General features: G+C 63.5%; 14 protein-coding genes. 10 read left to right on the top strand and 4 right to left on the bottom strand.

Annotation, left to right across the window (positions count from 1 at the left end; translation table 11 throughout):
- Positions 1 to 103: 103 nt before the first annotated feature.
- The 7 genes from dnaK (at position 104) to PG887_RS10930 (ending at position 10,152) form a co-directional block, all read left to right on the top strand.
- Positions 104 to 2,032 (top strand): molecular chaperone DnaK, encoded by a 1,929-nt coding sequence (gene dnaK, locus PG887_RS10960; RefSeq protein ID WP_010673646.1) that lies wholly within the window; start codon positions 104 to 106, stop codon positions 2,030 to 2,032.
- 254 nt (positions 2,033 to 2,286) lie between these two features.
- Complete coding sequence (gene dnaJ / locus PG887_RS10955) at positions 2,287 to 3,423, top strand: molecular chaperone DnaJ (RefSeq protein ID WP_039039235.1); 1,137 nt, start codon at positions 2,287 to 2,289, stop codon at positions 3,421 to 3,423.
- A gap of 266 nt (positions 3,424 to 3,689) precedes the next feature.
- On the top strand, positions 3,690 to 5,180 hold the full coding sequence (locus tag PG887_RS10950) for a carbohydrate porin (protein ID WP_081999358.1): 1,491 nt from the start codon (positions 3,690 to 3,692) through the stop codon (positions 5,178 to 5,180).
- A 111-nt stretch (positions 5,181 to 5,291) separates the two neighbouring features.
- Complete coding sequence (locus tag PG887_RS10945; protein ID WP_270821699.1) at positions 5,292 to 6,251, top strand: aminoimidazole riboside kinase; 960 nt, start codon at positions 5,292 to 5,294, stop codon at positions 6,249 to 6,251.
- An 83-nt stretch (positions 6,252 to 6,334) separates the two neighbouring features.
- Positions 6,335 to 7,699, top strand: coding sequence for a sucrose-specific PTS transporter subunit IIBC (locus PG887_RS10940; protein ID WP_053288278.1), 1,365 nt, complete (start codon positions 6,335 to 6,337; stop codon positions 7,697 to 7,699).
- Positions 7,699 to 9,114, top strand: coding sequence for a glycoside hydrolase family 32 protein (locus PG887_RS10935; protein ID WP_270821681.1), 1,416 nt, complete (start codon positions 7,699 to 7,701; stop codon positions 9,112 to 9,114). Before PG887_RS10940 ends, PG887_RS10935 begins: the two co-directional genes overlap by 1 nt.
- Positions 9,115 to 9,141: 27 nt before the next feature.
- On the top strand, positions 9,142 to 10,152 hold the full coding sequence (locus PG887_RS10930; protein WP_041213247.1) for a substrate-binding domain-containing protein: 1,011 nt from the start codon (positions 9,142 to 9,144) through the stop codon (positions 10,150 to 10,152).
- A gap of 78 nt (positions 10,153 to 10,230) precedes the next feature.
- Here PG887_RS10930 and PG887_RS10925 read toward each other — a convergent pair whose 3' ends face one another.
- From PG887_RS10925 to PG887_RS10910, 4 genes are all read right to left on the bottom strand, one after another.
- A complete protein-coding gene (locus PG887_RS10925) occupies positions 10,231 to 10,959 on the bottom strand; it encodes an MgtC/SapB family protein (RefSeq protein WP_052814657.1) in 729 nt (242 codons plus the stop codon).
- A gap of 180 nt (positions 10,960 to 11,139) precedes the next feature.
- The gene (locus tag PG887_RS10920; RefSeq protein ID WP_270821680.1) at positions 11,140 to 11,514 is read right to left on the bottom strand and encodes a hypothetical protein; all 375 of its coding nucleotides are present in this window, start codon (positions 11,512 to 11,514) and stop codon (positions 11,140 to 11,142) included.
- A gap of 371 nt (positions 11,515 to 11,885) precedes the next feature.
- Entirely contained in the window at positions 11,886 to 13,154 is a 1,269-nt protein-coding gene (locus PG887_RS10915; RefSeq protein ID WP_143237825.1) for an NAD(P)/FAD-dependent oxidoreductase, read from the bottom strand.
- Between the two features lie 52 nt (positions 13,155 to 13,206).
- A complete protein-coding gene (locus PG887_RS10910; RefSeq protein ID WP_052814676.1) occupies positions 13,207 to 13,392 on the bottom strand; it encodes a YgaP family membrane protein in 186 nt (61 codons plus the stop codon).
- 85 nt (positions 13,393 to 13,477) lie between these two features.
- On the opposite strand from PG887_RS10910, the gene PG887_RS10905 reads away from it, so the two are divergent.
- Genes PG887_RS10905 through PG887_RS10895 form a run of 3 tightly spaced genes read left to right on the top strand, consistent with a single transcriptional unit; the run spans position 13,478 to position 14,662 of the window.
- A complete protein-coding gene (locus PG887_RS10905; protein ID WP_039039225.1) occupies positions 13,478 to 13,792 on the top strand; it encodes an ArsR/SmtB family transcription factor in 315 nt (104 codons plus the stop codon).
- A complete protein-coding gene (locus PG887_RS10900) occupies positions 13,789 to 14,202 on the top strand; it encodes a YeeE/YedE family protein (RefSeq protein ID WP_042881673.1) in 414 nt (137 codons plus the stop codon). The genes PG887_RS10905 and PG887_RS10900 overlap by 4 nt, the downstream gene beginning before the upstream one ends.
- Positions 14,203 to 14,215: 13 nt before the next feature.
- Positions 14,216 to 14,662 (top strand): YeeE/YedE family protein, encoded by a 447-nt coding sequence (locus PG887_RS10895; protein ID WP_270821678.1) that lies wholly within the window; start codon positions 14,216 to 14,218, stop codon positions 14,660 to 14,662.
- Positions 14,663 to 14,670: the final 8 nt, after the last annotated feature.

Here is a 14,670-nt window from a genome sequence, read left to right as displayed (position 1 = left end):
GATGCCGGGAGCTTGAAAGCCACAGTGGCAGGCCCCACCTAGCCGTTAACGTATCAAGGCGAGCCCCTCGCCAGTTTATTCAAAGTATTTGGAGATTCGTCAAATGGGTAAAATCATCGGTATTGACCTGGGTACTACCAACTCCTGCGTCGCTATTCTGGATGGCGACCATGCTCGCGTGATCGAGAACGCGGAAGGCGACCGTACTACTCCGTCCATCATTGCCTATGCCGATGACGGCGAAATCCTGGTTGGTCAGCCGGCCAAGCGCCAAGCCATCACCAACCCGAAGAACACGCTGTTCGCCATCAAGCGTCTGATCGGCCGTCGTTTCGAAGATGACGAAGTACAACGTGACCTGAAAATCATGCCGTACGCCATCGCCAAGGCCGACAACGGTGACGCCTGGGTTGAAGTGAAAGGCAAGAAGATGGCACCGCCGCAGATCTCTGCCGAAGTGCTGAAAAAGATGAAGAAGACCGCCGAGGACTACCTGGGCGAGCCGGTGACCGAAGCCGTCATCACCGTACCGGCCTACTTCAACGACGCCCAGCGTCAGGCCACCAAGGATGCCGGTCGCATCGCCGGTCTGGACGTCAAGCGCATCATCAACGAACCGACTGCCGCGGCTTTCGCCTACGGCGTCAACAAGGTCAAGGGTGAGCGCAAGGTTGCCGTGTATGACTTAGGGGGCGGTACCTTCGATATCTCCATCATCGAGATCGACGAAGTCGAAGGGGAAACCACCTTCGAAGTGCTGGCAACCAACGGTAACACCCACCTGGGTGGTGAAGACTTCGACAACCGCGTCATCAACTACCTGGTTGACGAGTTCAAGCGCGAGCAGGGCATTGACCTGCGCAACGACCAGCTGGCTCTGCAGCGTCTGAAAGATGCCGCCGAAAAAGCCAAGATTGAGCTCTCTTCTGCCCAGCAGACCGACGTCAACCTGCCGTACATCACAGCAGATGCCACCGGTCCGAAGCACATGAACATCAAGGTGACCCGCGCCAAGCTGGAATCCCTGGTGGAAGACATGGTGAAAGACTCCCTGGAGCCGGTTCGTGTCGCCCTGAAAGACTCCGGTCTGGCGGTTGGCGAGATCGACGACGTCATCCTGGTGGGCGGTCAGACCCGTATGCCGCTGGTTCAGAAGACCGTGGCCGACTTCTTCGGCAAAGAGCCGCGCAAAGACGTCAACCCGGACGAAGCCGTGGCCATGGGTGCTGCCATCCAGGGTGCCGTACTGTCCGGTGACAAGACCGACGTACTGCTGCTGGACGTGACTCCGCTCTCCCTGGGGATCGAAACCATGGGCAGCGTGATGACCGCGCTCATCGAGAAGAACACCACCATTCCGACCAAGAAGTCCCAGGTTTTCTCCACCGCCGAAGACAACCAGTCTGCCGTGACCATTCACGTGCTGCAGGGTGAGCGCAAGCGCGCCAGCGACAACAAGTCCCTGGGCCAGTTCAACCTGGAAGGCATCCGCCCGGCACCGCGCGGTCTGCCGCAGATCGAAGTGACCTTCGACATCGACGCCAACGGCATCCTGCACGTCTCCGCCAAAGACAAGGAGACCAACAAGGAGCAGAAGATCACCATCCAGGCCTCTTCCGGTCTGTCTGATGACGAGATCGAACGCATGGTACGCGAAGCCGAAGCCAACGCGGCCGAGGACAAGAAGTTCGAAGAGCTGGTGCAGGCCCGCAACCAGGCTGACGGTCTGGTCCACTCCGTGCGCAAGCAGGTCACCGAAGCCGGTGAAGCTCTGCCTGCCGACGAGAAGACCAAGATCGAGACTGCCCTGAGCGAGCTGGAATCCGCCATCAAGGGTGACGACAAGGCTGCCATCGAAGCCAAACAGCAGGCTCTGCTGGAAGCGTCCCAGAAGCTGATGGAAATTGCCCAGCAGCAGGCTCAGGCGCAAGGCGCCGCCGGTGCTGACGCCGGTCAGTCCTCCTCTTCTGCCAAGGCTGACGACGACGTGGTCGACGCCGAGTTCGAAGAAGTGAAAGACGACAAGAAATAAGCCCGACCCGGATGGGCGAAGTCCGCTTCGCCCATCGGCTCAGAATCTGTTCACGGTCTGTCGCGAGAGGCCGTCAGCAAGGTAAAGAGCAGCGCAGGAACCGGAGCGTACAGATATACGTGAGGATTCCGAGCAGCACATGAGCCTTGATCACGGCTTCGTAGTAAGAGTGTGAGCAGATTCGTCAATGAATTTACGGGCGTTGGGTAACCAACGCCCGTCTGCGTAACTGCTGATATAGCAACAGGATGAGTATGTCGAAGCGCGATTTCTACGAAGTGCTCGGGGTGTCGAAAGGTGCCGACGAGCGCGAGATCAAGAAGGCGTACAAGCGTCTGGCCATGAAGTATCACCCGGATCGCAACCAGGGTGATGCCGGGGCTGAAGAGAAGTTCAAAGAGGTCAAGGAAGCCTACGAGGTCCTGACCGACGAGAACCTGCGTGCCCGTTATGACCAGTACGGTCATGCCGGGGTGGATCCGAGCCAGGGTGGCGGCCACGGCGGCTTTGGCGGTGGTGCCGATTTCGGCGATATCTTCGGCGATGTGTTTGGCGACATCTTCGGTGGTCGCGGGGGCGGTCGTCGCGGCCCGGCCCGTGGCTCCGACCTGCGCTACAACATGGAGCTGACGCTGGAAGAGGCGGTGCGCGGGGTCTCCAAGGAGATCAAGATCCCGACCCAGGTCCACTGCGAAGTGTGCAACGGCTCCGGTGCCCATACCGGAAGCCAGGCCCAGACCTGCCCCACCTGCCACGGCTCCGGCCAGGTGCAGATGCGCCAGGGCTTCTTCGCGGTGCAGCAGCCCTGCCCCCACTGTCACGGTCGCGGCAAGATCATCAAGGATCCGTGCCGCAAGTGCCATGGGGAAGGGCGCTACCAGAAGACCAAGACCCTGTCGGTCAAGATCCCGGCCGGGGTCGATACCGGGGATCGCATCCGTCTCTCCGGCGAAGGGGAAGCGGGGGAAACCGGCGCATCGGCGGGAGATCTCTACGTACAGGTCCATGTGCGCGAGCACGAGATCTTCGTCCGTGACGGCAACGACCTCTACTGCGAAGTGCCCATCAGCTTCACCACGGCGGCGCTCGGCGGGGAGATTGAAGTGCCGACCCTGGATGGCCGGGTCAAGCTCAAGGTGACCCCGGAGACCCAGACCGGCAAGCTGTTCCGCCTGCGGGGCAAGGGCGTCAAGTCCGTGCGCTCCGGCCAGGTGGGGGATCTGATGTGCAAGGTGGTGATCGAGACTCCGGTCAAGCTGACCGAGACCCAGAAAGATCTGCTGCGCCAGCTGGACGACTCCTTCAGCGGCGCCGCTGCCAAGACTCACAAGCCGAAATCCGAAGGCTTCTTCGAAGGGGTGAAACGCTTCTTCGACGACCTGACCAAATAAACGCGACCCGCGTTACCCAAGCCGGCACGAATGTGCCGGCTTTTTTTTTTGCCCGCCATCTGGCCTGGATCCCCCCTTATTGAGTGGATCCCGATGAGGGATCCTCCTCACAACTTCCACCAATTCCTCCTGTACAAATGTTATCCCGCTCACACTCCTGCTGAAACGGTTTAGCTGGCATATTGAGTCAGCTAAAGCGGTTTAGCTATGCTCGGCTCGTCAACAACAACAGAGCCCGGACGGGCGACAGAAGACAGGTGAGGACGATGACGATGTTCAAGAGCAAGTTGGCGCTGGCCGTGGCGCTGGGATTGGGAATGAGCAACCCGTTGTGGGCGGCGGATGGTGGTATCGAGGCTCGTCTGGCGGCGCTGGAGGCGCGGGTGCAGGCGGCCGAGGCGCGTGCCACCGCTGCCGAAGCGCGGGCCGATGAGGCCCAGAGCAAGGCAAACGAAGCCCGCGAGACGGCCGTGGTGGCCAAGGCTCAGAGCGAGAAGGTGGACAAGCAGACCGTCGGGGCCCAGGGCTTCGAGTTCCACGGCTATGCCCGCTCGGGCCTGCTGGTGAACGGCAATGGCAACGGTGGCCGCGGCGGCCCCTACATCACCCCGGCCGGCTCGGTGGGGGGCGCCGTGGGTCGCCTTGGCAACGAGGATGACACCTACATGGAGGCCAACCTGCTGAAGACCCAGACCTTCGACGATGGCAGCTGGGCCCGCTACAAGCTGATGCTGGCGGACGGGGTGGAGACCAGCAACGACTGGACCGCCAGCGATTCCAGCCTCAACACCCGCCAGGTGTTTGCCGAAATCGGCGATCTGGCGAGCTTCAGCGGTCCTTTCCAGCACTCGGTGCTCTGGGCGGGCAAGCGCTTTGACCGGGACAACTTCGACATCCACTGGCTCGACTCGGACGTGGTCTTCCTGGCCGGCACCGGCGGCGGCGTCTACGACGTGCAGCTGGCCGACAGCTGGAAGGCAAACTTCTCCCTCTACGGGCGCGACTACGGCGACATCAGCGCGAGCGGTCTCTCCGACATCGAAAGCTACATCCTCACCATGAACAACCGCGTTGGCAACTGGCAGTGGATGCTGAACGGCCTCTCCGCCAAGGACAACGAGGCGCGCATCAATGACGGCGGCGCGGGCAGCGAAGCGGCGAACAAGGGGGCCCACACCCTGGTGGCCTACCACGCCGACAGTTTCTTTGGCATCAACCCCGGTTTCTCCAAGGCGGCGGTGCTGTATGGCCACGGTCTGGGGGCCGAGCTCAAGGGGCTGGGCTCCGACAGCGAGCTGCTGCCGGATGCCGATGCGGTGCGGGTCGCCGTGTTTGGCGCCACCGATCTTGCGCCCCGCTGGCGTGTCGCCCCGGCCCTGCTGGCCGAGCACAGCCAGGATCGTTACGTGAAAGGGGACGAGTACCGCTGGGTGACCCTCAATGGCCGCCTGGCCCAGGTGCTGAGCCAGAACGTCGAGCTGGTCTACGAGGCGACCTGGCAGTACATGGACCTCGATCCCAAGGGCTACAAGGGTCGTCAGGCGGTGAGCGGCGATTTCACCAAGCTCACCTTCGCGCCGACCTTCAAGGCGCAGACCGCCGGCTTCTTCGAGCGGCCCGAGCTTCGGGTGTTCGCCACCTGGATGGACTGGTCCTCCGAGCTCGACAACTACGCCAGCTCCGATGCCATGGGCCAGAGCAACTTTACCGCCGGGGGCGAGTGGAACTTTGGCGTGCAGATGGAAACCTGGTTCTAGTTCGTTATCCCGATCACAAAAATGGCAGGCGACCCCGGGATCTGTTGGTTAGCTAAAACGGTTTAGCTGATAATGCGGACCCAGAACCCGGGGCTGACCCCGGCAAATCCTGTGCAGCAGTGGAGTAGCAACAAGGTGACGAATCGTGTGTGGGTAATGGGGGATGCGGTAGTGGACTTGATCCCGGAAGGGGAGCAGCACTACCTCAAGTGTCCGGGTGGCGCACCGGCCAACGTGGCGGTGGGCGTTGCCCGGCTCGGCGGGGAGTCGGCCTTCATTGGCCGGGTCGGCGCGGATCCCTTCGGCCGCTTCATGGGGGAGACCCTGGCCAGGGAGGGGGTCGACATTCGCCACCTGATCCAGGATCCGGCCCATCGCACCAGCACGGTGCTGGTGGATCTCGATGAGGCGGGGGAGCGCAGTTTCACCTTCATGGTGCGCCCGAGCGCCGATCAGTTCCTGAGCCCCGCCGATCTGCCGGTCTTCCAGGCCGGGCAGTGGCTGCTGACCTGCTCCATTGCGCTCGCCAACGAGCCGGTGCGCAGCAGTTGCCTGCAAGCCATGGCGACCATCCGGGCCGTCGGGGGGCGGGTCTGCTTCGACCCCAACCTGAGGCCAGAGGTGTGGGGCAACCCTGCCGAGATGCTGCCCGTGGTGCGCGAGGCCATGGCCCTTGCAGACGTGGTCAAGCTCTCGGTGGAGGAGCTGCAACTGCTGAGCGGTCTGGACGATATGGCGGCGGGGCTTGCCACTCTTTCAGGCCCGGCACTGGTGCTGGTGACCCGGGGGGCGGGGGGCGTGGTGGCCCGTCTGGGTGGCGAGTTGCTGGAGTGGGTGGGGCCCAAAGTGACGCCACTCGATACCACGGGGGCGGGGGATGCCTTCGTCGCCGGACTGCTGGCGGCCTTGGCCGAACGGACCTCGCTGCCGACGCTGGCCGAGCTGCCCGCCATCCTGGCCCAGGCCCACGGCTGCGGGGCGCTCGCCACCACCGCCAAGGGAGCGATGACGGCACTGCCCACCCGCACCCGGCTGGATGAATTTTTGCGATCAGGCGCAGACGGCTGTTGATCTGCGGCTAGAAGCCCGGCTCGACAGCCCCTACTCTCATGTGACAAGGGCCCGCCAGCGTGGCGGGTCATAAGAGGAAGAATATGAATATCAGTGCGATAGCCCAGGATCTGGTGCCCCTGCTCGGGGGCAGGGAGAACATCGTCAGCGCCGCCCACTGCGCCACCCGGCTGCGGCTGGTGCTGGCGGACGACAGCAAGGTGAACAAGGCCGCCATCGACAAGCTGGAGGGGGTCAAGGGGTGCTTCAGCAACGCCGGCCAGATCCAGGTCATTTTCGGCACCGGCCTGGTCAACAAGGTCTATGCGGAGTTCGTCACCCTGACCGGGACCGGCACCGCCAGCAAGGCGGAGCTGACCGACATGGCGACGGCCAAGCTCAACGTGGCCCAGCGTCTGGCGCGGACCCTCTCCAACATCTTCGTGCCCATCATTCCGGCCATCGTCGCCTCCGGCCTGCTGATGGGGCTGCTCGGCATGGTGCGCACCTACGGCTGGGTCAACGCCGATAGCGCCCTGTTCGTCATGCTCGACATGTTCAGCTCGGCAGCCTTCATCATCCTGCCGATCCTCATCGGCTTTACGGCGGCGCGCGAATTCGGCGGCAACCCCTATCTGGGGGCGACGCTCGGCGGCATTCTCACCCACCCGGCCCTGACCAACGCTTGGGGCGTGGCCGGGGGCTTCAAGACCATGGACTTCTTCGGCCTGGATGTCGCCATGATTGGCTACCAGGGCACCGTCTTCCCGGTGCTCCTGGCGGTCTGGTTCATGTCCCACCTGGAGAAGCAGCTGCGCAAGCGCATCCCTGACGCTCTGGATCTCATCCTCACCCCGTTTTTGACCGTCATCATCACCGGCTTCGTGGCGCTGCTCTTCATCGGCCCCGCCGGGCGGGTGCTGGGGGATGGCATCTCGTTCGGTCTGAGCGCCCTCTATGAGCAGGCAGGCTGGCTGGCGGGTCTGGTGTTTGGCGGCACCTATTCGCTCATCGTCATCACCGGCATCCACCACAGCTTCCACGCCATCGAGGCGGGGCTGCTGGCCAACCCTGCCATCGGCGTCAACTTCCTGCTGCCCATCTGGGCCATGGCCAACGTGGCCCAGGGCGGGGCTTGCCTCGCGGTCTACTTCAAGACCCGGGACATGAAGATCAAGGCCATCACGGTGCCGGCGGCCATGTCCTGCCTGCTCGGCATCACCGAGGCGGCGATCTTCGGGGTCAACCTGCGCTACATCAAGCCCTTCCTGGCCGGCCTGTTCGGCGGGGCCTGCGGCGGCGCCTACGTGGTGGCGGCCAAGGTCGGCATGACGGCGGTGGGCCTGACCGGCATCCCGGGCATGGCCATCGTCCAGCCCATGAGCCTCATCCACTACGTCATCGGTCTGGTGATCGCCTTTGGCGCCGCTTTCGCCGCCTCCTACCTGCTCAAGTACAAGGTGGAGTGATGAAGGAAAGCCATCTCCTGAACCAGGTTGTCCGGTCCCTGCTGGCCGGACAGCTCAAGGCGGCGGCCGATCCCCATCGGCCCCGCTGGCATCTGGCAGCCCCGGTGGGGCTGCTCAACGATCCCAACGGCTTCATCGAGCACGACGGGCGCTACCATCTTTTCTACCAGTGGAACCCGCTCGGTTGCGAGCACCGCAACAAGGGCTGGGGGCATGTCACCTCCACCGATCTGCTGCACTGGCAGCACGAGCCGGTGGCGCTGCTGCCTACCGAGGCCTATGAGAGCCACGGTTGCTATTCGGGCTCGGCGGTGAGCGATGAGCAGGGGCGTCTGACCCTTATCTACACCGGCAACGTCAAATACCCGGACGGCAGCCGCACCGCCTACCAGTGTCTGGCCCGCGCCGACGGTGCGGGGGGCTTCGAGAAGCTGGGCCCTGTGCTGGATCTACCCGAAGGCTACAGCGGCCATGTGCGCGACCCCAAGGTGTGGCACGACGCTCGGCAGTGGTTGATGGTGCTGGGGGCTCGTACCCTGGACGATCGGGGTGAGGTGCTGCTCTATCGCGGTGATACCCTGGATGCCTGGACGCTGGTGGGCCCCATCGCCGGCAGCGGGCGCGGCGGTCTCGGGGAGTTTGGCTACATGTGGGAGTGTCCGGACCTCTTCCCCCTGGGAGATCGCCATGTGCTGATCAGCTGCCCGCAGGGGATTGCCCCGCAGGGAGAGGATTATCGCAACCTCTACCAGTGCGGCTGGCTGGCGGGTGACTTCGACGGGACGCACTTCGCCCACGGGGCTTTCCACGAGCTGGACCGGGGATTCGAGTTCTATGCCCCCCAGACTACCCAGGACAGTCAGGGGCGGCGCCTGCTGTTCGGTTGGCTGGGCTTGCCGGAGGAGAACGAGATGAGCCAGCCCACTCTCGAGCACGGCTGGATCCACCAGATGAGCTGCCCGCGGGAGCTGTTCTGGCAGGATGAGTGGCTCTGCCAGCGGCCGGTGGCTGAGCTGGGCGCCCTGAAAGGGGAGCAGACCCGCTTCGAGGGGGCGCCGGATGAGCTGCCTGCACTGGCCATCGACTCGGCCTGGCTCGATCTGGCGTTGTGCGGTGAAGGGCGCCTCGGGTTCGGGGCCGTGGTCGAGCTGTGCTGGCAGCCGGGGCGTCTTGTGCTGCGTCGCCAGAACTGGCAGAGCGGGGAGTGGGAGGAGCGAAGCGCCCCCTGGCTTGGGGGCAAGATCACCGTCTTGTGTGACCGCTCCAGCCTGGAGTGCTTCGTCGATGGCGGGCGCCAGAGCTTGTCGACCCGTTACTTCCCCGGCGAAAACCCAGTACTTTCCGCACGTTGCGGTGGTGATGACAGCAAAATTTGCCTCGATCACTGGCCGCTGGCGACCTGCCTAGTACAATAGCCCGGTGTCAGTGTGCCGGGAGGTCAGGTGGAGAAGAAGAAACGGATCACGATTGCCCAGATAGCCACGCTTGCGGGGGTCTCCAAGGCCACCGCCAGCCTGGTGCTCAACGGCAAGAGTGCGGAATACCGCATCGCCGACGATACCCGCAAGCGGATCCAGGCGGTGGCGGACGAGTGCCACTATCAGCCGAGCATCCATGCCCGCTCCCTGCGGGAGGTGCGCAGCTACACCTGGGGGCTGGTGATCCCTGACCTCACCAACTTCGGCTTCGCCAGCATCGCCCGGGCCCTTGAGGCCCGCTGTCGGGAGGCGGGGATCCAGCTGCTCATCGCCTGCTCCGAGGATGACCCCACCCTGGAGCAGCGGGTGGTGGACAACCTCATCAGCCGTCAGGTGGATGGCCTCATCGTCGCCTCCAGCGGCCACAGTGACGACATCTATGCCCGCATCCACGACCGCTTGCCGGTGGTGCAGCTCGACCGCCACATCGGTGAGTCGCGCCTGCCCATGGTGATCTCGGACGCCTGCAAGGCTACCGCCGAGCTGGTGCAGGATATGGCCGAGGATTGCGGGGAGGAGATCTATTACTTCGGCGGTCTGCTGGATCTCTCCCCCAGCCGCCACCGGCTGGCGGGTTACGAGCTCGGATTGCACCGGGCCGGGCTGGAGGCCACTTCAGACCGGGTCCGCCACCGTGACTACCAGCCGAGCTCGGGCTATCAGCTGATGTCTGAGCTGGTGGACGAACTCGGGGCGCCGCCGAAGGGGCTTTTTACCGCCTCTTTCACCCTGCTGGAGGGGGTGCTGCGCTACCTCAACGAGGCGGAACTGATGGAGACCGGCATGCGCCTGTGTACGTTCGACGATCACGATCTGCTCGACTGCATCCCCATGCGCATCGATTCCGTGGCCCAGGATTGCCCGGCCCTGGCCCGTGCCGCCTTCGAGATGATGCAGCAACTCATCGCGGGCAATCCCCCAGCCCAGACCGCCCAGGTCATCAACCCCAGGGTGCGCTGGCGCAGCCGCCGTTAGGCACACGGCTTCCCTTTCCTGTGAAAAAGCCCCGCCGGATCCGGCGGGGCTTTTTGTGCTGCGTCTGGTATGAGGGCGTCAATCGGTAATGCTGGCCCGCCAGAAGATCTGCTTGATGTGAGGGTGCTCCCCGAGCGTGTTCATCAGGGCATCGAGCTTGGTGCCATCGATGGCGGTGGCGAGCAGCGCCGCCGAGATCTCGAGATCCTGATCGCCGAAGGGGGTGATGTCGAGCTCGCTCAGGGGGTAGTGGGCCTGCTCCAGCATCTGCTCGAGCCAGGGCAGTACCTCCTTCTGGTGAGCGCGGCCGATGAGAGCGGTCACGTGATAGGTCACTTCGGTGTCCATGTTGTTCACCGGGTCACGGTTTATCTGGTTGACCAGGGGACGCAGCAGGGTGTTGGCGGCCAGCACGAAGAGGGCGCCGAGGATGGCCTCCAGGGCGAACCCGGCGCCGCAGGCGGCCCCGACCGCGGCCACGCCCCACAGGGTGGCCGCTGTGTTGATGCCCCGGATGTTGCCGGATTCCCGCATGATGACGCCAGCGCCGAGAAAACCGATGCCGGAGACGATGTAGGCCACCACGTGGACGACCCCGTAACTGCCACCATGCAGGTCATAGATGCGCTGGGCCAGGTTGACGAACAGGGCCGCCCCCACGGCGACCAGCACGTTGGTGCGAAGGCCGGCGGTGCGCTGGCGGTACTGGCGCTCCAGGCCGACCAGGCTGCCCAGCACGAAGGCGAGCAGCAGGCTGGCCAGGGTGTCGAGCAGGGCGAGAAAATCGAGTTGTTGCCACATTCTCATGAAGGGTCTCCTCCTGGGATGCCGACCAGCCTGCTCCCCCGGGTTGTGTGAGAGACGGGGGGCAAGGTCGACATCGTGGTGAATGCAAGGGCGCGACCCGCCTCCTGACGGAGCGGGATGGCGCAGAACAGGGTACAGGCCCTTCACGGTTGCCCGGGAAGGACCCGCCTCATTCGAGGGTCAATGCCTGGTGGCGTCGTCCCCGGCGCGGGGGCGCAGTTCCCAGCGTACCGGGTGGAGAGCCCCGACCTGGTGGATGAACTGCACCAGATAGCGGCGCTGGGGCGGCGTGCAGTAGAGGCTCAGCACCAGCACGCGGCCTTCACCGCGCCCGGGCTTCATGGACTGCAGAGGACTGAGTCCGGCCGGTTGCAGGGTGTGGCTCACCGCCGCCAGCACCTGCTCCATGTCGGCTCTGTCTTCGCAGCGGATGTGCAGCCGATAGAGGTGCTGACGCCGTCTGCCACGTTGCCAGAGTGGTCGCAGGCCCCGTCCCAGTCTGCTCAGCAGGGAAGGGGATTTGTCAGCGACAGGGTTGTTTGAAATCAAGCGCATAGCAGCCTCCTTTTGGGAAGCAGAAACTATGCAGGCAAGGTGTCGGGGGATGAGTCCGCGTCACCTGACGTCAAGTGTGAAAAGCGGGGAAAAGAGGGATCTACTTCTCGCAGGGTGGCGAGTCGCGGCAGAGAATAACCTGCGGCTAGCTCGCGACCAGGGTGCCGACGACGAGGGCCGGCGTGCGTCTGTCACTTGATGAGTTGCCCACCGATGGTCTCCGCTAGTGATAAAGAGGCGACATGGTAGCCGATACGGCGGCCTGGGTAAACCCCGAGCCATTGATAGCAACATATTGAAACATAATAAAAAAGAGATGAAAGCACTGGTGAAGGGAGCCCTCTTCCCTTCACCGGCGGGCCCTTGGGGGGTTACCGGGTCTTGTCGATGCCCAGGTATTTGAGCATCAGTTTTTCATAGATGGGTTCGGTGTCGCCCACCTGCATCTTGTGCAGGAAATACTTCTCGAACGCTATCTTGGCCAGGTGGACCCACTTCCCTTTCTTGAACCAGGCGACGTTGCGCGGCGGGATCTGCGGCATGGCCACGAAGGCGGCCCCTGTGTCCCCCATGTCCGCCAGACAGATGGCATTCCACACCGCCCGGGTGACCGGGGGCTGGCCGTCCAGCTCCGCCTTGATGTTGTGGCTCAGGGTGCGCACCATGGCCTCAATCATGTAGCCGGTCTTGGGCACCCCGGTCGGTACCGGCGTCTTGTGCTGGGGCGGGATGGCGATGCAGACCCCGGCGGCGTAAATCTGCGGGAAGACAGGGTTGCGCTGGTGTTCGTCGACGATGACGAACCCGCGGGGATTGACCAGCCCCTCGAGACCCCGCAGGGGGCTGATGCCGGCGAAGGCGGGCAGCATCATGGCATGCTTGTAGGGGAGGCTGTGGGTGCGCTTGACGTTGCCATCTTCATCCAGCTCCTCCACCGTCATCACCCCATCCCTGGCCGCCACGGTGCGGGCATTGCAGATCCATTGCATGTCGCGCATGCGCAGCTCGCTCTCCAGCATGCCCTTGGAATCCCCCACGCCGTTGAGGCCGAGGTGACCGATGTAGGGTTCGCTGGTGACAAAGGTCATGGGCACGTCCTTTCTCACCTTCTTGTCGCGCAGGTGGCGATCGAGGATGAAGGCGTATTCGTAGGCCGGGCCGAAGCAGGAGGCGCCGGGCATGGCACCGACGATCACCGGACCCGGTTCGTCGAGCAGCCCGTTGACACTGTGCAGGCACTCCTCTGCGTGGGAGAGGGTGCAGACGCTGGCGGTGCCGCCCGCCGTCGGGCCCGCTCCCTGAACCTCTTCAAAGGCGAGTGCGGGGCCGGTGCAGAGCACCAGAAAGTCGTAGTGCAGGTGCTGGCCATCGGAGAGGCGGATCTGCTGTTCGAGGGGTTGCAACCCGGTCAGGGCGGCGTGGATGAAGCGGATCCCCTTCTTCTTCACATGAGGCTCTATGGGGAGGGAGATATCCTTGCGCTTTCGCCACCGGACCGCAATCCACGGGTTCGAAGGGTTGAATTCAAAGTCGGGTTTGTCGTTCACCAGGATGACGTCGTGCTGCTTGCCGAGTTCGGCCTTGAGCTCGTAGGCGGCCGACATGCCCCCCAACCCTGCCCCGATGATGATGGTTGCCATAATGAGCCTCCGCTCTATTACACGGCTCCTGTGAGCCAATATGTCCGCCTGCCTATTTGAGCCCCATTCGCCTGAGCACGGCGGCGGCGGGACAGACCCCGGTGAACGCGCTCTGGATCAGGTTGACCCCGACAAAGACGCTCAACCAGACAAAGCCCGGGTGGACCCAGGCCGTGAGCAGCAGCGACAGCAGCAACATGCCACCTGCGACCACTCTGACTCCGTTATCGACGGCCATTTCTCGTCTCCTTTTGTTTAGTGATTGCTAATTTAGGGTTGTTTTATACAATAGAACAAATATCAGCAATTGCTAATTTAATCTTATGAGCCACTTCGACGAGATGAACCGACATGCGACAGCCGCCGCCGGCCTGCTCAAGGCGCTGGCTCATCCTGAACGCCTGATGGTGCTCTGCCAGCTGGTGGAAGGGGAGAAGGGGGTCGGGGAGCTGCTGGCCCACAGTCAGCTCGGGCAGTCGGCCTTCTCCCAGCAACTGTCGGTATTGAAGCGCCAGGGCCTTATCCGCTCGCGCAAAGTCTCCCAGCAGATCTACTACTCCCTGGTGAGCGAGGCGGCGGCCGATGTGCTGGCGGCGCTGCAAACCCATTTTTGTCACTCAGATGAGGAAATTCGATGATGGAAAGCCAATGGCTGCTCTCGTTGGGGGGCGGCATGCTGGCGGGGCTCTCGGCCCTGATCCTGATGTTGTTCAACGGCCGGGTGGCCGGGATCAGCGGCATTCTGGCCGGTGCAATGCAGTACAAGACCCCCTGGCGGGTGCTGTTTCTGCTGGGATTGGGACTGGGGGCCTGGCTGGCGCTGACCCTGGGTTGGGCCACCATGCCCGCCTTTGATGCCTTGCCCGGCTGGCCCGTGGTGCTGCTGGCCGGCCTGCTGGTGGGCATCGGCACCCGTCTTGGCAATGGCTGCACCAGCGGTCACGGCATCTGCGGTATGGGGCGGCTGTCGACGCGCTCCGTGGTGGCGACGCTCACCTTTATGGGGATGGGCGTGGCGACCGTGTTCTTTACTCACCACATGTTTTGACGGGTTGATTGCCATGAAATTGCTGACAAGTCTGTTTGCGGGTCTGTTGTTCGGGCTGGGAATGACCCTCTCCGGGATGATGGATCCGGCGCGGGTCACCGGGTTTCTCGATCTGGCCGGTGCCTGGGATCCCAGCCTGGCCTTCGTGATGGGAGGGGCCCTGGCTGTCTTCATGCCGGGCTACTTCCTGCTGGTGAAACCCCGTCGTCTGAGCCTGCTGGGGGAGCCCATGGTCCGGGTTCCCGCTCCCGTGCTGGATCGCCGCCTGATTGGCGGGGCTGCGCTGTTTGGTATCGGCTGGGGATTGGTGGGCATCTGTCCTGGGCCTGCCTTGAGTCTCATTTCCAGCGGACAGCCCATGATAATGTTGTTCATCGGGGCCATGGCGGCCGGGATCCTGCTGGTGGACAAGGTCTGGAACAGGGTGCTGGAGAAGGCTCGCCAGCACCGTATTGCCTGAGTTTTCAA

This window comes from Aeromonas sp. QDB14 (assembly GCF_027707845.1).
In the GTDB taxonomy this organism is placed as follows: Bacteria; Pseudomonadota; Gammaproteobacteria; order Enterobacterales; family Aeromonadaceae; genus Aeromonas; species Aeromonas caviae.
This window is presented reverse-complemented; position numbering and strand designations above follow the sequence as displayed.